This window comes from Polaromonas aquatica, from assembly GCF_042659145.1.
Taxonomy (GTDB): Bacteria; Pseudomonadota; Gammaproteobacteria; order Burkholderiales; family Burkholderiaceae_C; genus Polaromonas; species Polaromonas aquatica.
Window position 1 is genome coordinate 229,744 of record NZ_JBHSRS010000005.1, and the last position, 21,085, is coordinate 250,828.

At 60.5% G+C, this 21,085-nt stretch carries 20 protein-coding genes; all 20 read right to left on the reverse strand.

Annotated features, from left to right (window positions below; genetic code table 11):
• Position 1: 1 nt before the first annotated feature.
• Positions 2-2,041, reverse strand: a complete 2,040-nt coding sequence (locus tag ACFQND_RS03415) for a TadG family pilus assembly protein (protein ID WP_371434613.1) — start codon at positions 2,039-2,041, stop codon at positions 2-4.
• Between the two features lie 17 nt (positions 2,042-2,058).
• On the reverse strand, positions 2,059-2,385 hold the full coding sequence (locus ACFQND_RS03420) for a DUF3613 domain-containing protein (RefSeq protein WP_371434614.1): 327 nt from the start codon (positions 2,383-2,385) through the stop codon (positions 2,059-2,061).
• A 34-nt stretch (positions 2,386-2,419) separates the two neighbouring features.
• Positions 2,420-3,175 carry a tetratricopeptide repeat protein gene (locus ACFQND_RS03425; RefSeq protein ID WP_371434615.1) on the reverse strand — a complete coding sequence of 252 codons (756 nt, stop codon included), beginning with the start codon at positions 3,173-3,175 and terminating at the stop codon, positions 2,420-2,422.
• Positions 3,172-4,134, reverse strand: coding sequence for a type II secretion system F family protein (locus ACFQND_RS03430; protein WP_371434616.1), 963 nt, complete (start codon positions 4,132-4,134; stop codon positions 3,172-3,174). Before ACFQND_RS03430 ends, ACFQND_RS03425 begins: the two co-directional genes overlap by 4 nt.
• A 13-nt stretch (positions 4,135-4,147) precedes the next feature.
• Positions 4,148-5,134, reverse strand: a complete 987-nt coding sequence (locus tag ACFQND_RS03435) for a type II secretion system F family protein (protein WP_371434617.1) — start codon at positions 5,132-5,134, stop codon at positions 4,148-4,150.
• Positions 5,127-6,440, reverse strand: a complete 1,314-nt coding sequence (locus ACFQND_RS03440) for a CpaF family protein (protein WP_371434618.1) — start codon at positions 6,438-6,440, stop codon at positions 5,127-5,129. Before ACFQND_RS03440 ends, ACFQND_RS03435 begins: the two co-directional genes overlap by 8 nt.
• On the reverse strand, positions 6,424-7,680 hold the full coding sequence (locus tag ACFQND_RS03445) for an AAA family ATPase (RefSeq protein ID WP_377412308.1): 1,257 nt from the start codon (positions 7,678-7,680) through the stop codon (positions 6,424-6,426). Before ACFQND_RS03445 ends, ACFQND_RS03440 begins: the two co-directional genes overlap by 17 nt.
• 23 nt (positions 7,681-7,703) lie before the next feature.
• Entirely contained in the window at positions 7,704-9,101 is a 1,398-nt protein-coding gene (locus tag ACFQND_RS03450) for a type II and III secretion system protein family protein (protein WP_371434621.1), read from the reverse strand.
• A gap of 8 nt (positions 9,102-9,109) precedes the next feature.
• Positions 9,110-10,054 carry a Flp pilus assembly protein CpaB gene (gene cpaB, locus ACFQND_RS03455; protein ID WP_371434622.1) on the reverse strand — a complete coding sequence of 315 codons (945 nt, stop codon included), beginning with the start codon at positions 10,052-10,054 and terminating at the stop codon, positions 9,110-9,112.
• A 55-nt stretch (positions 10,055-10,109) separates the two neighbouring features.
• Positions 10,110-10,643: a TadE/TadG family type IV pilus assembly protein gene (locus ACFQND_RS03460; protein ID WP_371434623.1), complete on the reverse strand. Its 534-nt coding sequence runs from the start codon at positions 10,641-10,643 to the stop codon at positions 10,110-10,112.
• 60 nt (positions 10,644-10,703) lie between these two features.
• Complete coding sequence (locus ACFQND_RS03465; protein ID WP_371434624.1) at positions 10,704-11,201, reverse strand: A24 family peptidase; 498 nt, start codon at positions 11,199-11,201, stop codon at positions 10,704-10,706.
• 35 nt (positions 11,202-11,236) lie between these two features.
• Positions 11,237-11,416 (reverse strand): Flp family type IVb pilin, encoded by a 180-nt coding sequence (locus tag ACFQND_RS03470; RefSeq protein ID WP_371434625.1) that lies wholly within the window; start codon positions 11,414-11,416, stop codon positions 11,237-11,239.
• Between the two features lie 227 nt (positions 11,417-11,643).
• Positions 11,644-13,332 (reverse strand): ShlB/FhaC/HecB family hemolysin secretion/activation protein, encoded by a 1,689-nt coding sequence (locus ACFQND_RS03475; RefSeq protein WP_371434626.1) that lies wholly within the window; start codon positions 13,330-13,332, stop codon positions 11,644-11,646.
• A 12-nt stretch (positions 13,333-13,344) separates the two neighbouring features.
• The gene (locus ACFQND_RS03480; RefSeq protein ID WP_371434627.1) at positions 13,345-14,781 is read right to left on the reverse strand and encodes a collagen-like triple helix repeat-containing protein; all 1,437 of its coding nucleotides are present in this window, start codon (positions 14,779-14,781) and stop codon (positions 13,345-13,347) included.
• A gap of 347 nt (positions 14,782-15,128) precedes the next feature.
• Positions 15,129-15,902 carry an MBL fold metallo-hydrolase gene (locus ACFQND_RS03485; RefSeq protein WP_371434628.1) on the reverse strand — a complete coding sequence of 258 codons (774 nt, stop codon included), beginning with the start codon at positions 15,900-15,902 and terminating at the stop codon, positions 15,129-15,131.
• 63 nt (positions 15,903-15,965) lie between these two features.
• Complete coding sequence (gene bamC / locus ACFQND_RS03490; protein WP_371434629.1) at positions 15,966-17,117, reverse strand: outer membrane protein assembly factor BamC; 1,152 nt, start codon at positions 17,115-17,117, stop codon at positions 15,966-15,968.
• A gap of 17 nt (positions 17,118-17,134) precedes the next feature.
• A complete protein-coding gene (gene dapA, locus ACFQND_RS03495) occupies positions 17,135-18,019 on the reverse strand; it encodes a 4-hydroxy-tetrahydrodipicolinate synthase (protein WP_371434630.1) in 885 nt (294 codons plus the stop codon).
• Between the two features lie 135 nt (positions 18,020-18,154).
• A complete protein-coding gene (locus tag ACFQND_RS03500; RefSeq protein ID WP_377412317.1) occupies positions 18,155-18,775 on the reverse strand; it encodes a class I SAM-dependent methyltransferase in 621 nt (206 codons plus the stop codon).
• Positions 18,772-19,584 (reverse strand): SDR family oxidoreductase, encoded by an 813-nt coding sequence (locus tag ACFQND_RS03505; RefSeq protein ID WP_371438910.1) that lies wholly within the window; start codon positions 19,582-19,584, stop codon positions 18,772-18,774. The genes ACFQND_RS03500 and ACFQND_RS03505 overlap by 4 nt, the downstream gene beginning before the upstream one ends.
• A gap of 197 nt (positions 19,585-19,781) precedes the next feature.
• On the reverse strand, positions 19,782-20,984 hold the full coding sequence (locus ACFQND_RS03510) for an MFS transporter (RefSeq protein WP_371438909.1): 1,203 nt from the start codon (positions 20,982-20,984) through the stop codon (positions 19,782-19,784).
• Positions 20,985-21,085: the final 101 nt, after the last annotated feature.

Sequence of the window (21,085 nt, forward strand, 5' to 3'; positions counted from 1 at the left end):
TTCAGTAAACCAGTTCTGCGCCTTGTTGGCAGCTCAGCCGGGCGCCAACACTGGTCTGGGCTAAATCAATTCCCAGCGTCTGCAAGAGCGAATTGACGATTGGATCCAGCAATGGTGAGAGAACCGTGGACACAGCAGTTTGAAGCAAGCCAACCACAGTGTCGATGATCGTTCCTGCTCCCGACAGTACGTTGCCAAGGCCACTGCCGGAAATCTTTGGCTTGTATGCTTGAATGCTGACGCCTGACAAGGTGGTGGACAGGCTGTTAACAATGTTGGAGGACGAAATCGACTGATAGGCCGGCGCCTCGGCAATTTCGGGGAGAGCCGTGGCTGGTGGCGCCGAGTACTGCAGCACTTGCGAAGAAGCGGCCAGCGGAGCATCGGCCATGAGGCCCAAGCCGCCCCCGGCAAATGGCTGGCGTGGCTGGCAGACGGCTGGGAGGCAGATGCCGGCGACACAGGTCACTGTGCAGGACTTGACACCGATGTCTATTAATGGAACAGGGGCCACCGTTGGCGCGCTATTGCTGGCAAACGCATTGTTCACCGCATCGGCGGGGAGAATACCCATGCTTCCGATACGCACTTCGAGCGCCGCAGTCGATGCGGGCACTGTCAATGACTTGTTCGTGCTTGAGTTGCAACTGAAATCCGAGACGTAGGCTTTTCCTGCTGCCAGTTCCAGATTCACGTCGAAGCGGAAAGGGGCTGGCAGGACGATGATGTCGGTCACGTTCCGGGTACAGCCGAGACACAGGAGATTACTCAGCACATCTACGAGATTCAGCGTCAGGACGCTGTTGAGTAGATTGGTGATTGGAGAAACGATGTTGCCGACTGCCGCAGACAGCGTTGTGGCGAGGCTCGTCAGTGGGGAGTTCAGGTTAACCGATAGCAATGTACGCACCTGTGCCGTACGTACGAAAATGGCATTTGGGCCGGTTGGGTCGGACTTGGCCAGTTCAGGGTTGCCTATGGCCGACAGCTGCGGTGGTTCGATCACTTTCAGGTTTACAGTTACCGATCCGATACCGGGAACTGGAAGTGAGACTGCTGCAAGGACCGCATTCTTCTGGTTCGCAAGCTGAACCAGCCCTTGCGCCAGTTGAAATGCCTGCAAGTCAAGGTCCAGCCCCGCTGCTGGCGTTCCGGTCTGCACCTGCAAGATATCTTTCAGTTTCAAAAGAGGTGCGGAAGAGGGCACTGCCGCCTGCAAGGCAATCAATGCCGTAATGGCATCCACCGCAGCAGTGCCTCCGTCACGTTGCAGAACATCTATGGCGGCTTGCAGCAGCGCTCCGGCGGATGCGTTTGTGTCAAGGAGCGTGTTGTAGTCCCCAGCGGCGGCGCCAAGATTCACTGCCAGCTTGTCCAGGTAGCTGAGCAGGTTAAGATTCGTGTTCACAAGGCCTTGCCAGCCCACGACCCCGAGGTTCAGGCTGCCTCCCAACAGACCCCCGAACACGGCATTGAGCAAAGTGGACTTGCTGCTGTCGACTGTCACCAGCGTGCTCCTGATATTTAGCGCCGCTCTGGACGATGTCCCGGCTGCCGTGGCTGTCGCTTTCATCAGCCGTCCGTCGCTTCCCCAGTTAAAAACAAAAAAATAAGGAACCGTTCGGGAGACCGTTACGCGCACGGCATTCACTGGCGTGCGGGATTTGTCGAAATAGCAAGCCGGATTGCAATTGACGCCAGACTCTACAACCGGAGGCAGCCTGGGATCCCAGTTTCCGCAATCAGCCGGCAAGAACGTATCTGCATTCAGGCCACTCGACCGCAGCCCGTTGAGCTGCGCATTAGACTGGGCATACGACCGGACCGTTGCGCATCCAGCGCTCGTCCCCTGCACGCCCGCCAGCGCGGCCATATCGGCAATCTTTTGCAACTCCCGCTTTTGCCAGAACAGGTTGCCGATATCCAGGCCCATCAGCACGATAAGCGCCACCATCATCCAGATGGCGCCCATGATGGCGACCGCTCCCTGCTGCTGTGAACGCTGGAGGTAGTTGCTGGCTAGACGTGGGCGTGTCCGCATGGGTGTCTGAAAGCGTCCTATTGCGCTTTGGGGCCGCCTGTACTTGAGATACTTGATCCGGTGCGCTCCGGAATTGGGTGCTTGAAGCTGTCGAGGTAGCGTTGGTAACTCAGCCCGGCCTGCTCGCCGGGAATCGGCCGGTCGGGCCCGGCGGCGTTGCGCTGCATGGACAGCAACTGGCGAGTGGCATCGCCTATGCGCACGGGTTCTGCGGCTGCTGCCGCTGCGCTTGTTAGCGCTGGGACCGGCGGAGTCTGGGCCAAGGCCGGAACGCTTGGCGCTGCTATCACGAGCAACATGCTGGCTTGCCAGGCGAGTTGGTCAATAACGATATTCCTGTTCATGCAAGAGCTCCTTGATAAGTGGGCTTGAAAGCCATCAATTGCTGAACGGCCATTGAGAGGCCTTGAGCCGCAATGGAACGCCGGCGGAATCGGCCACAACCGCATGGCCTGGTTGAACAAGCTGCGCTTCGCGCTCAATAGCCTCGCGCAGGCTGGCCGGCATTTTGGCGCCATCCATCATGGCTTCGGCCTGTGATCGCTGGCCATCGACCAGCAGAAACAGAGCCAGGTTGCCCTGAACTTTCGCGAGGCCCGGCTGCAGTTGCGATGCCTGCATGACCGGAACCCGTGCCTGGGCTACACGGCCTGCCCGCATATAGGCATAGGCCAGGTCGCTCAGTACGATCGCGTCTGTAGGGTTGCGGCGTTGCGCCTGCTCCAGCATCTGGGTCGACTGGAGAAAATCACCGCGAGCACCGGCAATCAGCCCTAGCCCGCGGTAGCCTGCCGCCTCGACCGGCGTGCCCATCAGCTTGCGGTAGACAGCTGCACTTTCGTCGTGTTGCCCGATCTGCCGCAAGGCGTCGCCGCGCATCAGCAGCGTTTCGGGCGACACACCGCTTTGCTGTTCAAAGGCGTCAATATGCGCCAGCGAAGCAAACCACAAGCCTTTTTGCTGCATCTGCTGGATCAGGTTGACGTAAGTACTCTTCGTGTTGATGGGGACTTCTTCAGGCACTGCCGCAGAAGCGCGGTCGGATGCCAGTCCATAACCGGAGGGCGCCGTGCAAGCTGCAAGCACCAATGTGCTTGCGACGCTTGTTGCAAGGGAAAAGATTCTGGCTTTCATCGGGTCATGGCTCCCAGGGAACGGATAACGGCCAGGAAGCCCGGCCCGGCAGTTACAAGGATGAGGGCCGGCAACAGCGTTGTCACCATGACAACCGTCATCTTTACGGTGATCTTTCCGATCTGCGCCTTCATCTCCGACTTGCGTGTTTCGCGCAAACGCTCGCTGAACTGGCGCAGCGGCTCCTGGACCGCGCCGCCATGCTTGTCCACCTGGACCAGCAGGGCAACCAGGTTGCCGAGATGCGCGTTGTCGTGAAGCTGGCCGAAGCGTTGCAGGGACTGTTCGCGCGTGCGGCCCTGGCTGTATTGGCGGTTGGCGAGGTCCAGCTCCTTGCCGAGCACCTTGAGCACCATCCGGAAGTCGTGCGCTATGACCTGCAGCGTCTGGTCCAGGCTTAGTCCCACGCCCTGCAGCAGGCCTATCAGGTCCACAAGCAACGGGAGTTCCCGCGCTACCTGGCGCTTGCGCTGGGCGGCGAACCATCCCAAAAATAACTTTGGGCCGAGCACGCCCGCTGCAAAAAGTGATGCAGCATAAATGACATGTGCAGGCCCGGGCGCCAGCGCGTAGTAGAGCGCCGGCAGCAGTATCGCGAGCCCAACGCGGGTCGCCAGAAAGATCAGTTGCGCCCGCAGAGAGGGGAAACCGCATTGCTCTATGAGCCGCCGGTCTTCGTCGATCACGAGCAGCCGCCCCATCCGGGAGTTCAGCCAGCGGGCCGCGGCGCCTTCCTCGCGCAGGGATGCCGTCCAGAGCACCTCCTGTGTTTCCTGCGCGGCAACAGGCCGGGACCGGTCTGCTGCCACAGAACTGCTGGCATTGCGATGCATGACCCGGTCGATGGCACGCAGGCCCTGCGTGCGATGCCATTGCTGGACCAGCAGGAGCACGCCCAGGGCCAGCATTCCCAGCGCTACCAGCCCTGCGGCAGCCATCAAAAGTTGCTGTGCTGTCATGGCTTGCGGCACCTCAACTCAGCCGCGCCAGGCGGTACAACAGGAACGCGCCTGTCAGTTGCAGGCCAAGCGCCCCGTAAAGCATGCTGCGTCCGGTGGCGTCGTCCCACATGCGCATGAAATAGGATGCGTTGATGACGATAATGCCCGTGCCAACCAGCACGGGTAGCAGGCCCAGTACCCAGGCCGACAGGCGTGTTTCCGCAGACATCGCGATGAGCTCGGCGTCGGCCTGTTCGCGGTCGCGCATGAAATTGGCCATGCGCTCGAGCAGTATGTCGGCCCGGCCGCCGTAGCGCACGCTCAGGCCCAGGATGGATGCAAGCAGGTGAAGTTCATCGATCTTCATGCCGCGAGCCACCTGCAACAGTGCCGGCTCGAGTTCCACCCCGACCCTGAGCAGCGCGCTCACGTCGTCCAGGTAGCGCCGTAGCGGTGCCTTGACTGCGGGCACTGAAATCTGGAACGCCGCATGTGTGGAGTTGCCGATACTGATCAGTCGCACCATCGAGTCGAGAAATCCTGGCAATTGATGCACGAGCTGGCGCCTGCGGTGCTGTGCGCGGTACCAGACGTAAAAAAACAATGCCAGTATCAGCATCACGGCCAGGCCCACCGCTGCCACCATGCCCGCACCGAGCCCGGCAAACACCACCAGGACAATGATCAGGCCAAGCAGCCCAAGCAAGGCGCGCGGACTGAGCACGCCCAGTTGCCAGGCCGGTAGCAGCCAGCGCTTCAGGCGTTCAACCCACTGTCTGAGCAGCGGCGTGCCTTCGGTCGCCACGTTCGAGGCGCCTTCCGTACTCTCGCCCGAGGCCCGACCGCCCGGATGGAAGAAAACCTCCGCACGTTCACTGGCTTCCGCTGCGAGGCGCTTGTCGAGATGTCGGCCAACGGCCTGGCGTGACTGGCGCCCTTGCGCCCAGAGCCAGAACGACAGGCCTCCTGCCAGTAGCAGCAGTCCCAGGCTCATGACGGTGAGGGCCGCGCTAGACACGACCGTCTCCATTGAGTTTTTGCAGTGCCTGCCGGAAGCGTGCGAGTTTGGGCGAGTGCGGCGAGATGCCTAGCGTGACCCATCGATCGCGTTCGGTGCCATCCGGGTTGAGGATGGGCTCGTAGCGGTAGAGCTCCTGCATCGCCACCACGCTGTCGTTGAGTCCGGTGACTTCAGTCACGGACAGGATGCGGCGCTGGCCGCCGGACAGGCGGCCGATCTGGATGATGAAGTCCACGGCATTGGCGATCTGGCGGCGCAGGCTCACCTCACTGCCCTGGTAACCGGCAAAGCCGGCCAGCATCTCCAGCCGGTAGATGCATTCGCGTGGCGAACTTGCGTGGATGGTGCCCATGGAACCATCATGGCCGGTGTTCATGGCCTGCATCATCTCCAGTACTTCACCACCGCGAACCTCGCCGACGATGATGCGGTCGGGCCGCATGCGCAGGCTGTTGCGCAGCAGGTCGCGAATGGCGACCACGCCTGATGCATCGAAACCGCCGGGCCGGCTTTCGAGTCGCACCACATGCGGGTGATTGAGCGACAGTTCCGCTGTGTCCTCGATGGTGACTACGCGCTCGGTTTCAGGCACAAACGTGGCGAGCGCATTGAGCAGCGAGGTTTTGCCGGAACTGGTCCCTCCGCTGACGATGATGTTGCATCGTCCCTGAACGGCCATCTCCAGCAGTTGGCAGATGGCCGTGTCGAAGGTTCCGAGTTTCACCAGATCGGCCGGGCTCAGTGGATCCTTGCGGAATTTGCGTATGGACACAGCCGGGCCATCGATGGACAGGGGCTCAATGATGACGTTGATGCGGCCACCATCCGGCAGGCGGGCGTCGACCATGGGGTTGGACTCATCCAGACGCCGTCCGATGGGGGCCAGGATGCGCCGCACGATGCGCAGCACGTGGTCGTCGTCAGTGAAGCGCAGCGACACCCGCTGCAGGATGCCGTGGCGGGACACATAGACATGCTTGTGCCCGTTGATGAGAATATCTTCGACCGCGGGATCCTGCAGCAGGTCCTCGATGGGGCCGAAACCAGAGAGCTCTTTGGTTAGCGCCTCGGCAATCAGGCGGGTTTCAGCGTCGTTGATGGGTACGCGTTGCAGCCGCACGAAACTGTCCAGTTCCAGGTCCACGAACTGCCGGATGGCCGCTCGCGACCAGCGGCCGAACTCCGCGCCCAGCTCCTCGATGCGGTTGAGCAGGTGTTCATGTGCCCAGGATTTGATGTCCTGGAACTGCTGGGTCTGCATGAAGGCCTGACCGTCGTCCGCGAATTCAATCTCCGTTGACATGGGCGCCTCCTCTCCATTTGTCTGCGAAATGCGATAGTTTTTCTACCCATGGCGAGCGCGGCAGTGGCTTGCTGCTGGATGTTGACTGGTCCAGCAGTTGCCGGGCGAGCCCTTGCAGGCCATGAATGAAAGGATCGCTTCGGTGGGTCACTGCCAGCATTTGCCCGCGACTGCAGGCGTTCATCAGCGCCGGGCCGCGCGCCGGCAGAACGGCATCCAGCGTGAGACCGAGGCGATCCGCGATGTCCCTGGCGACGATGTCCACATGGACGTCAAAGCGGTTCACGACCAGGCCAAAATCCTTCAGATCCACCCCGCGATCGCGCAACTCAGCCAGCAACTGGGTGGTGGAGACGATAGCCCCGAGGCTTTGGTCGCAAACTACCCATACCCGGTCGCCCTGGGTGCGGTTCAATACCTGTGCGAGGAAATCGAGGTTGGAGAAACCACCGAAGTCGGCAACCTGGAAATGAAAAAAATCGCGCAGGCGATTGATCAGTGCCACGCTGTCGCCATGCGAGATCTCGCGCATCTGTGCCAGATTGGCGGGAAGCGGCAGCACCGCCACGCCGCCGGCCTGGCGCGCCAGCGTGGTCTGGACCAGCGTCTGGTCCATCCGCTTCAGATTGCGTACGCCATCAACGAAACTGAAATCGCTGTTCATGTCCATGTACAGCAAGCCGTCGCCGGCAGGTAAACCCAGGTCCAGCAGGGCCACTTCAGGACGCGCTGCGTGGCCGGCATCGCGCAGTACCTGCGACAGGTTGCAGGCAATGGTGCTGACGCCAAGGCCGCTGCGAGCGCCCAGCAGCATGGCCACGCGGCCGGTTTCAGATATGTGCGCGGCAGAAATACACTTTCTCAGGGCCTGCAGTACCTCTTCAGCGGCCATTTCCGGGCCGATGAAATCGTCCACGCCAGCGCGCAGGGCCGCCAGCGTGGCACCGGGTTGGCCGACCGAGCCTGCGCCCAGCACCGGTAGCCCGGGTTGAAGTCTGCGCACGTCCTCGACCAGCCCGGCTATCGCTTGCGCATCGGGCGGTGAAAAGTCGAAAATCACCGCAACCGGTAGCAGGGTGGCCAGACGCTCCTTGAGCAAGGCCATGTCCGGCGCAACCCGGGCCAGGGTGTACTGTCCCGCGAGGGTGGCTTCAAGCTGGTGGCCATACTCGGCTGTACCAGATACCCACAGGCAAATCTGGGTCACCGGTTCAACAAGGGAAAAGTGTCGGGCGTTCATGCTGCGGGCAGGCACCTTGTTGTTCAGTCGGAAAATCCGGGCAGCGAATCCTTGCTCGCTCCCCCAGCCAGGAAAGATCGCCAGACGGCGGCATCACGCTGCTCTGCGCGCCCCGGCAGCATGGGCTGCAGGTCGGTGCCTTTGGCGATGGGCTTGACCAGATGCGGCGTGACCACGATCACCAATTCTTTTTCGTTCTGTTTGTAGCTCTGGCGTTTGAAGAAGGTGCCGACTATTGGCAGGTCGCCAAGCATGGGCACCTTGTCGACGTTGGACAGGGTTGTGCGGCTGACGAGTCCGCCTATTACAAAGCTTTCGCCGTCGCCGAGTTCAACCATGGTGTCCACCCGGCGTGTGGTGATGGCAGGCACGGCAATGCCGTTGATGGTGACAGCGTTGGTGAAGTCCAGATCGCTGGCTTCCGGTGCGACTTTCAGTGCGATACGGTCGGTGGCCAGTATCGTCGGTGTTAATGACAAGCCTATGCCGAATGGTTTGTACTGGATGCTGATGGTGCCCAGGCTTTGTGGCACCGGCACGGGAATCTCGCCGCCGGCAAGGAAGCTCGCGCTTTGTCCCGACAGTGCCACCAGGGTTGGTTCAGCCAGCACACGCGCCAGGCCGTTGCCCTCAAGAATCCCAAGATTCGTCACGATGCCGCTGTTGCTGGAGCTGAATATGAGGTTGAATGCCTGCGTGAGTGGTGTGACGCCGCCAAAACCGATGGGGGCTGCATTGCCCCCGCCCGAAATTGACTGCACGCCGCCCGGTCTGAATATGCCAAAACCGAAGCCCCCCCGATTGGTGAAAAAGTTAAAGCCAGCTTCTTTCAAAACGCTTTTGCTGAACTCCACAATCTTCACGTCCACCTGAACCGTGTTGCTCCGGACATCAACCACGGAGCGGTCGACGACAACGGGTTTTCCCGAGGCATCGCCAGCTACCGCTGTCAGTTGCCGGTGGCTGTCGGCGTCGGGCAGGCGCCCTTCGATCACCACCGTCTTGCCGTAGGTTTCAACACTCCCCTTGCCTGAAAGGGGTGTTGCTGCAGTTCCACTGACCTGGATGGTGTAACGCTGTGGTGCACTTCCGTCTCTGGGCCATACCAGCAAGCTGGTTTGGCCGGCAGCTTTTCCCAGTACCAGGATGCGCGCGCCTGCCTTGCCCCTGGCAGAACGCAGGATGCTCGCATCAGCAACCCCTGGGTCACCGATCGCCATGCGTTCCAGCCCCTGCTCAATCAGGATTTCGCGCTGGGCGCCCACTTGCAGGGAAAGTGATTTCTCCTGGGGGATTTCCTGGGACACCGGTTGGGCCGTGCTTGAAAACGGTACCGTTGCAGTACATGCGAGCAGCAGGCATGACCTGAGTACAAAGGATGAAGCCGGGGCGTAAGGGATGGAATGGAAGATGTGAGGCATGTGATGTTTTAGTAAGTCACGATTTCCTGCTTGCCGCCGCGAATGACTTCCACGCTCGCTGCACCGGACGTTGCCGCAAGCGTGCTGCCGGAGCGGGCGTTGACACGCTGGGCCACCACGGCGCGGACCGTCGGGGAGACGGCTTGCGTGCGGCCGGCGAGGGTGGCCAGGGCGGTTCCGGTTGCAGCACGATCGGATGCGGCCAGAGGCTCAGTTGCCGATGGCTTGCGCGAGGCGGGAGACGCTGTCTGCATCCAGGACGCCATCGTCTTTGGATCGGGTTCGGCGGTGTCTTTGGGGTTGCGCAAGGCCAGCAGCAGGCGCCCATTGGCTTCGCCAAGAACGAGCGGGTTGACCTCCTCTACAGGCACCGCCAGGATGGCCGTTCGCGCACCGCCGCCGGATGCCTGGCCAGGGTCTTTCTGCACACCGTCCACCGAACTTGCACCATAAGCCAGAACGCGCTTGCGCGACAACAGCAATCGCGCCTGGCTGCTGTCGATCTCGTTGCCATCGCGCTTGAGCACGAAAAACACATCAACGAAATCACCAGGGCGTACCTTGTGGCCTACGCCGACGGATTCGTCCACCTTGACGGCCACGGCTCGCTCTCCTTCGGCAATCTTGATGGACAGGCCGGAGGCCAGCTGCTGGTCTACGATGGGCGAGCCGGCACCCATGTCCATGATGGGAACGCGTCCCGCCACCAGTTGCGGGTCATGAAAGGCGTCCGTCGGCTGCATCGGCAACTGTTCGATGCGCAGGTCTTCTGCCTTGATGGCCTGCCCTGCCGGCAGGGGCTTGTTTGCCACAACCACCGCATAGCTGGGTTTGGCTGCGACTGGGGGAGGGCCCGACAGCACGGGCTGACGGCTTAGCGTCCAGGCATAAATGCCAAGCGCAAGTCCTGCGAGGACCAGAACAGCCGCGATGATTTTTCCGAGATTGACCACGATGATGCCTCTCTACCGCGAGACTGCGGCACATTGTTTTTTTGATCCGGATGATTCACAGTGCGCTTACTTGAACCACGGCTGCCCCTTGCAGGGCGTTCGGCGTTGGCAGGCGAAGAAAATTCCCGAACAACTGTGGCACCATGGGGTGGTCCTGGTAGGCATAGCGCACTGTCACGGTGAAGCAGCGCAGCAAAGGCGCGTAGGGACAGCCATCATCCTTGACGTAGACGCCTGGAGCTGACGCGCTGGCGCTGCAGCCCGATCCTGCACCCAGGCCTCCCATGTTCCGAAGCCAGCCCAGAGGCAACAGCGCTGCGGCACAGGCATTGTTTTGCCGCATGCTCAAGGAGTCCGTCGCTCCTCCGGGATAGCGCAATGCCGCGCGTCCACCTTCTGCTGCTGCAAGCGCCAATGTATGTTGTGCTGCAAAGATGAGGCCGTAAGTGATGATGGCGTAGAACAGTATGAAAAACGCAGGAAATATAAAAGCGAATTCAATGGCCACAACGCCACGCGTTTTTTTTACGGAGCGGCTTTGAGAGCCGTGATGCCTGGCACCCTCCTCAGCCTTCTTTTTTCGAGTCATGAAAGTCTCCCTATGTCACCCTTAGCCGAGATTTGAATCCTGTCGTTCGCTGCATCTCCGCTAGGTTGCCGAATTCCAGAACATGACAATCACCGTACCTGCGGCGAGGCAGGCGGCATAAGGTGTTTGCCGTTTCCATCTGTCCCTGTGAAAGCGTGCTGGCTGCGTCAAATTCGTTTTGGTCTCAGTGACTTGCACGCCTGCTCCTCGCGCAAGCCAACGGGTAATCAGGGTAAAAACACCGTGCATTCCAGCGATCATGGTGCCGACTGCCCAGACTGGAATGATCATTTGCCACCCGATCCACAACCCGAGAGTCCCGGCGAACTTGACGTCGCCCGCACCCATTAACCCCAGTACATAGAAAATAAGCAGGCCAAAAAATCCGGCAAAGGCACCAGTCACCGCCTGCGTTCCTGTCAGGCTCAGAGGTTGGATATCCAGCAGCAAAGTGAGTGCGGCTGAAAGGCATCCTGCGATGACCAACCAGTTGGGGACACGGCGCTCGCGTAAATCGAATGCCGCAGCAAAAAGCAGATACAGCAAAAAGATGTACATCCCTGCTGATTGCACAAGTGGTCGAATTAGTGTTTTTAGGGTGTGCCTGCCGTTGTGATGGCCGTTGCAATTTTTGTGAAGATGACAGTCAGGTATTTGCCAATATCCCCTACGGGAAGAAGAATCCCGACTGCAATCAAGCCTGCGATCAGGCCGTATTCGATGGCGCTCGCACCTTCTTCATCTTTCAAAAAGCGAATGACAGAATTTCCCATAATGAGCTCCTGATTTAAAGACAAACTTGCAGTTCAAATTCAACTCAGATTTCATAATTTTTCATTCAAACTCGCCCCCAACGAATTCATGCTAGCAGTATTTTTCGAAGTCAAATACGTACAAGTACGGTAGGTTTGCGACAAATATCAGGCGTGCCTGCAACTGCTGATGGCGTGTTGCCTCACCGGGAAGACCCTCGACGTGTGCAACACAAAATGAGCGCTGATCACGGTGCCAGCCTGTAGTTCAAAAAGGCCTGGAAACGCGGGCGGCGCTCTACGTTCTCAATGGGCTGGTCTCCCACGGGTTTGGCTACCGATACATCAACAGTAAAAAATTTCTGATCAGACAGCCGGGCTCCCATGGCAATGGATTTGAGTTGGGATGGCGTGAATGTGCCGCTTTGGTTGTAGACACGTGCTATCTCAAGTAGCAGATAAGGCTGTATCTGCTTCAGGTAGGCTGCATCCACTGCGAAGCTGCGGTTGAGCTCCGCACCCAGGCCCCAGCCTGAATCTCCCGAAGCTTCTCCAGGGGCGTAACCCCGGGCCATGCGCAAGCCCCCAAACGAAATGCGCTCGGTGGTGGGCAAGATGTGCGGGCTGTATTGCCCCATCAGTGAAATGACGCTGCCAAAGCCGCCGGACCATTGGTTGGCCTGGCTCGCTTGCAGCAAGACCTTGCTGAAGCCCGTGTTTGCCAGGTTGACCGCTGCCAGGCCGGCCACATTGGTTCGTGCCGTGGCCTGGGCTCCCAGGCCGTTGATACCATGCGCCAGCAGGATGCTGAGCCGGCGTACCGTGTCGGGCAGGCTCAAGGTATAGCTGAGCTGGCCGAAAACCGCGCGCACACGCGTGTCGTAGGCCAGTACCGCGCCATTGGACGGGTTGCTGTAGCCATCGCTGTAGTTCACCGCGTAGGTGCCGCCGCTCACCACGAAGCTCATGGTGTTGCTCAGGACCAGCGGATAACTTGCCGAAAGCTCCAGCCGGTCGTTGATCACGCTGCGTTGCGTACTGCGGTTTGCGTCAAACTGTGCATCGGGGTCGCCACGGTAATGCGATGCGTCTATCCTGGCGCTCAGTCCGTTGCTGCCGATGAACTGTGTGAACTGGGCTGACTGGAAGGTTTCGCCCGGCAAGGGCGATGCAATAACCGATGCGCTTAACTGGCTGCCGGAAAAGATGGCGTCGTTCAGCGACCCCGTCAACAACAGGCGTGGTCTGGATTGCCGTGCATCCACGCTGGCCGAAGCAGTGACGGGACGTCGCGTCACCTTGAGCGTCATGACGGTGGCACCGTCGGTATTGCTGGGGGGCAGGGCGTTGGCCTGGACACGCAGGCCTGGCAACTGGCCCAGCAGGCCGACGTAACGCTCGAAGGTTGCGCGGCGCAGCGGCTTGTCTGCCTGGATGCGGGCGGCCATCTCACGAATCTTCGGTTCTGCATTGCCGGCGTCGCCTTCAATGCGCACCTCGCTGACATGCCCTTCCACGGCCACAATGCGCACGATGCCGTCCTTGAAGTCCTGCGTGGGCACGTAGCAAAACGACAGCGCGTAACCGCGGTCCTGGTACAGCTGTGTGATTTCGCGCGCCACCTCCACCAACTGGCCGACCGTGATTTCGCGGTGTGCCAGTGGGGCAAACCGCGATGACACTTCTGCAAACGGAATGGACTGCACGCCTTCGATGTCGAAACGTGCGGGTGTCAGCCGGACTGCCATCACCTGTTGCGCCGTCGTGGGCGCGGCCACTGGTGGACTGACCACGCCGCCGGGCCGGATTTCGATCCGTGGCGCGACCGGCAGGGTGTCAAGAGGATTGCCTCCACCGGCCTGGGCCAGGGCGCCTCGCGGCGCCCCCGCGCCCAGAATGGCCGCTCCCGCGAGAATCATGGCGCAGTGATGCTTCAAACCGGCTCCTCCTTATTTTTTGAGTCCGCCGGTCAGGCCTCCGAGCAGGTTGAGTACAGGCGTCAGCACATTGTTAGTTGTGGCGTTGCCTCCCGTCAACCCACCCGTGACACCGGCCACAAGCCCGGTCACAGGCGCCAACGCACCGCCCGGAGATGAAGCGCCGCCGGTCAGGCTACCGGCAAGACCTGTCACCGGCGCGAGCAGGCCTGCGCCGGCACCGCCAGAGTCCAGGCCACCCAGCAAGCCCGTAACGGGAGCCAACAGATTGTTTGGCGAGCCGCCGCCAGTGCTGCCCAAGCCGCCAAGCAGTCCGGTAACTGGCGAGAGCAGGCCACCGGCCGGACTGGTTCCGCTCCCCAGCCCCCCAGTCAATCCACCGACAAGATCAGTCACCGGTGAAAGCAGTCCTGACGACCCCGCATTCCCTGCGCCCAGGCCGCCCAGCAGGCCTGTTACCGGCGCAAGCGGATTGCCTGTCGAGCCACCATTGCCCAGGCCACCAAGCAATCCGGTTACCGGCGTGAGCAGGCCCAGTCCGGACGACCCATAGCCAGGCGTTCCCGACGGTGTCACGACGGCGCCACCCAGTATGGCTACGCTTGCGCCGGTGTTGGCGACGACCTGGCCGACGGGGCTTATCACCGGCGTCTTGCCATCGCCGGTGACCCGAACACCCAGCTGATTCACCGTGCCGCCGACGGTGGTGAGCAGGTTGGCAACCGGCCGGCCTAGGCCGCTTGTTTCACCGACCCGCTCTGTTGTCTGGAGCAGCCCGATGGTGATGGGCACGACCACATTGCTGGCTGTGCGGGTGACCTGCTGAACCACGCCGCTGTCCAGCGTGTTGCCAAGACCGACGCCGAGGTTGCTGACGCCCACGCCGGTTTTGTCGACCAGGTTGCCCACAATGCCGGGTTGTGGCACACCTGCCGAGACGCCTTTTCCCAGCACGCTGACAGCCTGCCCGGTGTTGACCACCACGCCTTCCAAAGAACCCACGGTGACGCCGACGGGGTTCTCTACCTTGCCCAATTGGCCCAGGCCCTTGGTCAGGCCTGTGCCCAGAGAGTCGACCGCATCGCCAACTTTTACCAGTGCGCCGCCGGCACTTTGCGTGAGGGGGTTGTTCAGCCCACCCGGCAAGGCTGCGACCAGTTGCGTACCCAGGGTGCCGACAGCGCCGCCCAGCGTGCTTGTCGAGTTGCCGGTTTGCTGGATCACGCCGTTGACGGGGCCGAGTACCTCGGCATTTGGCGTGACGAATGGGGTGCCACCACCACCACCACCTCCTCCTCCTCCTGGGTTTGCCGTACCAGAAGCGCCAGCAGCACCGGGAGCACCGGGAGCACCATTGCTGGCGCAGCCAGTGAGCCCCAGAAGAATAGCGACACCCGTCGCCACCAGGCTGCGTCGCAGCGTCAAATCGTTCAAGTAACCGTTGACCATATTGACCTCCAGAAGTAAACGTGAGATCAATACAAGGCAACATGCATGCCGACGGGTGACTACTGCGTCAATTGTTCTGTGTCAACATGCAAGTCATTGATTTAAAAGGGGAAAAATAAACTTCGAATTCTGACGAATATTGGTTCCAGCCAAAAATAAGCGTATGTTTCGTAACGCGCGGTTATCTTTTCGTAACGTTTGCCGTAACGTTTGCCTCAATGTCACGGCGAGCAAACCATACAAATACCCAGGCAACTGATGCGAGGCGACCCTGCGGCGCTACGCGGGTTTCTACCTCCATGTTTAGGCGCTCACCTCATTTGTTTCTGTACCACCTGGTCCCGTGCTCAGGCCTGCAGCCAGCCACACCCGTTGTCCGGGCCTGCCACAACAATGTCGCCTTCCGTGCAGGACAGGGCTTCTGCAAGCATGGCTTGAGCCAGTGCCGGGCGGTTGTTTTGCACGCTTAGATGCGCAGCTACGACATGCCTGAGGCCTGGATTTTTTACCGTGTGTGCGACCTCGGCTGCTGCCGTGTTTGACAGGTGGCCGTAGGGGCCAGCGACCCGTTTTTTCAGGAAGGCAGGGTAGGTCGACTGCGCCAGCATCTCCGCATCGTGGTTGCACTCCAGCAGCAGCGCGTTGCAGGCTTCCAGATGCGCCATGACATGCGCCGTGGCATGGCCCAGATCGGTCAGGATGCCGAGTTTTGAGGCGCCGTCTGTGCAACTGAGTTGCAGGGGCTCCCTGGCGTCGTGCGGCACTGTAAAGGGCATTAGTTGAAGGCCGCCGAGGTTTATGGCATCGCCATCACGGGCGATGTGCAGCAGGCCATCAAAATCAGGGGACCCGATGGCCGCATGGGTGCCGCGGCTCATCCATACAGGAATCCTGTAGCGCAGGGCCAGCGCCCGGGCGCAGCCTATGTGGTCTCCGTGCTCATGGGTGATGAACACTGCGTGGACATCCTGGGGCTGCAGCCCCGCTTGCCCGAGGCGATGCGACAGGTGTTTGAGCCCCAGCCCACAATCAATTAAAAGCCGGAACGGCACAAGCCCGCTTGCTTCGACCAGCGTGGCGTTGCCTGAACTGCCGCTGCCCAGGCTTTTGAATCTCAACACGGGTCCAGCGTCGGTGCGTGGCGTGGCCGCGGTCGCAGGGTTGCCACGCGTCGCGCCGTCTTGTTATTTAAGGTCGTCGGCAATCACCTGAACAATGCGTTGGGCATTGGCTGAGGCTTCAGGGGCACCTTGGGCATTCAGCACGGACACCGTCGTGGCATTGGCCTGGCTCTTCACGGTAATGCGGTACTTGAGCGGTGGCACGGAAGGGGCGGAACCGCTGAAGAGTTTTGCAAAGAACCCGGGCTCCTTGGCATCGGTAACGGGGGCTACATAACGTACGAAATAAGTGCCTTGTGCCCGGTCACGGTCTTCTACAGTGAAGCCCGTGCGGTCCAGTGCCAGACCAACGCGGCGCCAAGCGCGGTCAAAGTCTTCATCCATCTGGACGACGGGTGTGCCATTGACATTGGCGATACGTGAAGTGGGTTGCGAGGCGCCCGCAGCGATCAGTGCCCTGGATTGCTCCTGGTTCACACCGAGCTTGACCATCAGGCGGCGCAAGAATTCGGCTTCAAGTTCCGGGTCGGATGGCCGGGCCTGCCATGTTGTGTTGGCGCCTGCCTGGCCTGCATTGGTATTGTTGGTGTTGAGGGTTTCTATCATGCCCCTGTGGCTGATGTAAATCTCGGTTCCCCCGGCAGCATTGCGCTCCAGGCGCGTGCGGAACTTGTCGCGTTCGCCGGTGGAGTACAAACCGTCAAACACCTTGCCTATGGTTGAACGGATGAAGTCCTGCGGGAGCTTGGCGCGGTTTTCAGCGTAGTCGGTTTCCATGATGCCGAGGTTTTCCTGGTCCAGCGACAGCAGGAAGCCGCTTTCCAGCCAGAAGTCGCGCACCGGGCTCCAGAGCTTGTCGGCGGGGCGGTTGACGACCAGCCAGCGCTGGTTGCCGGCGCGCTCAATCCGTACATCTCCGACAGAGGTGGCTGCGACCGGAACGGTCTGGGAGGATGCCTGGCCTACCTGGAAGGCATTGGCGCTGACGGCCGTGCCCGGCACCACGTAGCGCGTTTCCCTGGAAAGCTGTGTCAGGTCGGGTGGAACATCCAGCGAAGGGCCTGCCTTGCCGTTCGATTTGTAATCGATCTTGTCACCCTGCATCAGGTCGCTGACGGTAGAGCAGCTTGCCAGCAGCAATGTGACCATCAGTATCGAGGCGGTTGCCGCGTTTTTTGCCGTCCACAATCCAGTGCGTTGTTGCAATGTCTTCACTTGGGGTTCCTTAAAAATCAGATCAAACCGCAAAGGCGCAACGCGCCCTCGACAGTTGCTTCATTCGACGTTTCCAGCGGGGTCATGGGCAGGCGCAGGGTTGGGCCACAAAGGCCCATGCGGGCCATGGCCCATTTGACGGGAATCGGATTCGCTTCGACAAACAGGTTTTTGTGCAGGGGCAGCAACTTCAGTTGCAGTTCCATGGCGCGTTTCGCATCACCTGCGATTGCCGCCACGCACAACTCGTGCATCAATTTCGGGGCAATGTTGGCGGTCACGCTGATGTTGCCCTGTCCGCCGCACAGCATCAGGGCCACTGCCGTCGGATCGTCGCCGGAATACACCGCAAAGCCCTTGGGCACTTCCTTGATGAGCCATTGTGCACGTTCGATATTGCCGGTGGCTTCCTTGATGCCGACGATGCCCGGTATTTGCGCCAGGCGAAGGACGGTGGCGTGCGCCATATCGGCCACGGTGCGGCCGGGCACGTTGTAAAGCACGGTGGGCAGGTCGCCCACGGCTTCGGCAATTGCCTTGAAGTGCAGGTACTGGCCTTGCTGCGTCGGTTTGTTGTAGTAGGGCACGACCTGCAACTGGCTGTCGGCGCCTACCTGTTTTGCGAATTTGGCCAGCTCGATGGCTTCGGCCGTCGAGTTGGCGCCACAGCCGGCCATGATGGGCACGCGCCCGGCAGCCTGTTCGACAGACACGCGAATGATCTCGCAGTGTTCTTCAACATTGACGGTAGGCGATTCGCCGGTGGTGCCGACCACACCTATGCAGTCGGTGCCCTCGGTGACATGCCAGTCCACCAGCTTGCGCAGGGTGGGGTAGTCAACTCTGCCGTCTTCATGCAAGGGTGTCGCCAGTGCAACGATGCTGCCAGTAAGGGTTTTCATGTCTTGGATGTAACTTGTCGGGGTGGTCGGTGGCCTGGCTCGGGATTTGTACAGACCGGTCCAAAAACCAATCTAGCATTCTACCCAGAGCCCGGTCAGACTCTGGCCGGGCTTTTGGGTTCCCAGGGTGGTTTCTCAGGGCAAGTGATAGCGCGGCGGGATTTGTTGTGTCTGTGGGGATGCGCCTGCAACCCGTTCTGCGGGAGGGCGTACCGCTGCAATGCGCTGGATAAACCGCGCTGGCCGTCCCAGCGGCGTTGCGGATTCGTCCTGGAAGCCTTCTTCAAAAGCAACCACTCGCAAATCCTTGCAGATATCGAGCAATTCGCCGGGGCGCAGCAAAAAATCCGGGCGGGACGGCTTGCCCACGGTTTCATTGCCCTGCGTAAAGGTTTCGTAAATCAGCACGCCGCCGGCTGCCAGGCTGGCCAGGAGGGTGGGTATCAGTGGGCGCCAGAGATAGTTGGTGGCCACCACCGCGTCAAACTGCCGGCCTGTAAAGGGCCAGGGTCCCGATTCAATGTCGGCAACAACAGTTTCACAGGCGCCGGCAGGGATCGTATTTGCTATTGATTCAATAGCTGCCTGCGCACGATCTACGGCGACCACGGGGTGGTTTTGTTCATAAAACCACCGGCTATGGCGGCCATGGCCGCAGGCGACGTCCAGCACTGTCCCGCCAGGCTTGACAAGGTGCGACCAGCGTTGCACCCAGATCGATGCGGCTTCCAGTCCATGCAAATCAATATCTTTCAATGGGGTTTGACCTCGTCTTTAAGGGCTGCCAGCGCCATGGCTTCAACCTTGGCGGGCGCGATCAGTTTGAGCCAGCGCCCCAGCCTGCCTTTGGCTGTCATGACGACCTCTCGTTCACGCTGGTCCATGCCTTGCAGGATCAGCCGGGCGCATTCCTCGACGCTCATGGCGTCGTCTTCTTTCAGGCCGCTGGAGCCTGCGGCAACACCCGCAGCATTAAAGCCGTGGTGGCGGATATTGGTGGAAACAACGCCGGGGTAGGCCGTTGTCACGCTGATTCCTGCGGTTTTCAGTTCCGCGCGCAATGCTTCAAAAAAACCGGTCATGGCAAATTTTGTCGCGCTGTAGGCTGTGCGCCCTGGCACACCTATCAGCCCGGCCAGGCTGGACACTGCCACGATGCTGCCGCGGCTTTGTTTTAACCAGGGCAGGGCGGCATGGGTGCACCAGACGCTGCCCCACAGGTTGATGCGCATCAATTGCTCGTACCAGGCCAGGTCATCGGCCTTGACGTCCTCAAACAGGGCCTGGGCGGACATGCCGGCGTTGTTGATGAGTGCATCTACGCGGCCAAAGTGTTGCGCGGCGGAGGCGATCAGCGCGCGGCAGGCGGGCTCCAGTGACACGTCGGTCCTGACGACCAGCGCCTGGGCGCCCAGTGCGGTGCACTGGTTTGCCACTTGATGGAGTCGGGCTTCGTCCCTTGCGGCCAGCACGAGGCCAAGCTCCGCGCCATGGCGGGCGGCCAGCTGGCGCGCCATTTCAGCGCCTATGCCATCGGAAGCACCGGTGATTACTATAATTTTCATAGCTTATTGTGCCCGTCCCTATTGACTTGCAGGCCGAAATGGCCTTGAAAACGTGGGCTGGGGCCTAAAAACAGGCCCAGACCTGGTTCGCAAGTGTGACCAGAAAATCCGGCTGTGTGTACAGGGCAAACACGCCTAGCAGGGCTGCCAGCGCCGCTATGCAGCCGGCTGTTTTCAGGAGAAGGGGACGGATCAACTCAGGCCCCCAATGGCAATTGGCCTGGTGCCATGCGTTTGATGGGCGCTTCCCGAACCGGCAAATTGACCAGTCCGGCAAAAATGCCCAGGCCAATGGCGATGTACCAGACGATGTCATAACTGCCGGTGCGGTCATACAGGTAGCCGCCCAGCCAGACCCCCATGAAGGAGCCGATCTGGTGGCTGAAGAAGATAAAGCCGCTGAGCATGGAGAGGTGCTGGATGCCGAAGATCTGCGCCACCACCGCATTGGTCGGGGGGATGGTCGACAGCCACAGCAGGCCCATTACGCTGGCAAAAATATAAACGCTGGTTGGGCTGAGCGGCGCTATAAGGAAAACCGCGATCACCAGCGAGCGGGCAAAATAAATAAATGCCAATATGTTCTTTTTGGCAATCCTCTGGCCCAAGGCTCCTGCGGCATAGGTGCCAAACACATTGAACAGGCCGATCAGCGCCAGCGCGTAACTGGCGACCTGCGGCGACAGGCCCTTGTCCTTCAGGTAGCTGGGCATGTGAACGCCAATAAACACCACCTGGAAGCCGCAGACAAAATAACCCGCAAGCAGCAACTGGAAGCTCGGGTATTTGAATGCTTCTTTCAGCGCCTGGCCAATGGTCTGCTCACGGTTGGCCGATGCACCGCCGGCAAGGCTGGTTTCCCGCAAGCCCAAAGCCAACGGCACGATCAACAGCACGGCGCCGCTCAATACCAGCAGGGCTTCTTTCCAGCCCAGGCTGCTGATCAGAAAGCCTTCGGTCGGCACCATCAAGAACTGGCCGAAGGAACCCGCTGCGGCTGCCACGCCCATGGCCCAGGAACGTTTGTCGGCTGAAATATTGCGCCCTATCACACCGTAAATCACCGCATAGGTGGTGCCGGCCTGCGCCGCGCCAATCAGCACGCCGGCCGTCAGGGTAAATAGCAGCCCTGTGGGCGACAGCGCCATCCCCACCAGGCCCAGCGCGTACAGCAGGGTGCCACCGACGATGACGCGAAAAGCGCCAAAGCGGTCGGCCGCCATGCCCGCAAAGATGCCAAAAACACCCCAGGCCAGGTTCTGGATGGCGATCGCAAAGGCAAAGGTCTCGCGCGTCCATCCCTGCGCCTGGGTAATAGGCTGCAGCCAGAGGCCGAAGCCGTGGCGTATGCCCATGGACAGTGTGACGATGGCGGCGCCACAGATGAGCACCTGCGCCATGGAAAGATTTCTTTTTTGATTTTTGGGTTGCATCCGGTGAATGTACCCAAACAGGCGTGCTCCTGCTGCTGAAAGTTTTTGTGCCATTTGATGCGCGCAGC

Coding starts and splice junctions, on each gene's coding strand:
- ACFQND_RS03450 (WP_371434621.1), bottom strand. CDS start 9,101: ATGCCTCACATCTTCCATTCCATCCCTTACGCCCCGGCTTCATCCTTT.
- ACFQND_RS03460 (WP_371434623.1), bottom strand. CDS start 10,643: ATGACTCGAAAAAAGAAGGCTGAGGAGGGTGCCAGGCATCACGGCTCT.
- ACFQND_RS03440 (WP_371434618.1), bottom strand. CDS start 6,440: ATGTCAACGGAGATTGAATTCGCGGACGACGGTCAGGCCTTCATGCAG.
- ACFQND_RS03430 (WP_371434616.1), bottom strand. CDS start 4,134: ATGACAGCACAGCAACTTTTGATGGCTGCCGCAGGGCTGGTAGCGCTG.
- ACFQND_RS03415 (WP_371434613.1), bottom strand. CDS start 2,041: ATGCGGACACGCCCACGTCTAGCCAGCAACTACCTCCAGCGTTCACAG.
- ACFQND_RS03420 (WP_371434614.1), bottom strand. CDS start 2,385: ATGAACAGGAATATCGTTATTGACCAACTCGCCTGGCAAGCCAGCATG.
- ACFQND_RS03465 (WP_371434624.1), bottom strand. CDS start 11,201: ATGTACATCTTTTTGCTGTATCTGCTTTTTGCTGCGGCATTCGATTTA.
- ACFQND_RS03470 (WP_371434625.1), bottom strand. CDS start 11,416: ATGGGAAATTCTGTCATTCGCTTTTTGAAAGATGAAGAAGGTGCGAGC.
- dapA (WP_371434630.1), bottom strand. CDS start 18,019: ATGAAAACCCTTACTGGCAGCATCGTTGCACTGGCGACACCCTTGCAT.
- ACFQND_RS03445 (WP_377412308.1), bottom strand. CDS start 7,680: ATGAACGCCCGACACTTTTCCCTTGTTGAACCGGTGACCCAGATTTGC.
- ACFQND_RS03480 (WP_371434627.1), bottom strand. CDS start 14,781: ATGGTCAACGGTTACTTGAACGATTTGACGCTGCGACGCAGCCTGGTG.
- ACFQND_RS03510 (WP_371438909.1), bottom strand. CDS start 20,984: ATGGCGCAGGTGCTCATCTGTGGCGCCGCCATCGTCACACTGTCCATG.
- ACFQND_RS03425 (WP_371434615.1), bottom strand. CDS start 3,175: ATGAAAGCCAGAATCTTTTCCCTTGCAACAAGCGTCGCAAGCACATTG.
- ACFQND_RS03505 (WP_371438910.1), bottom strand. CDS start 19,584: ATGAAAATTATAGTAATCACCGGTGCTTCCGATGGCATAGGCGCTGAA.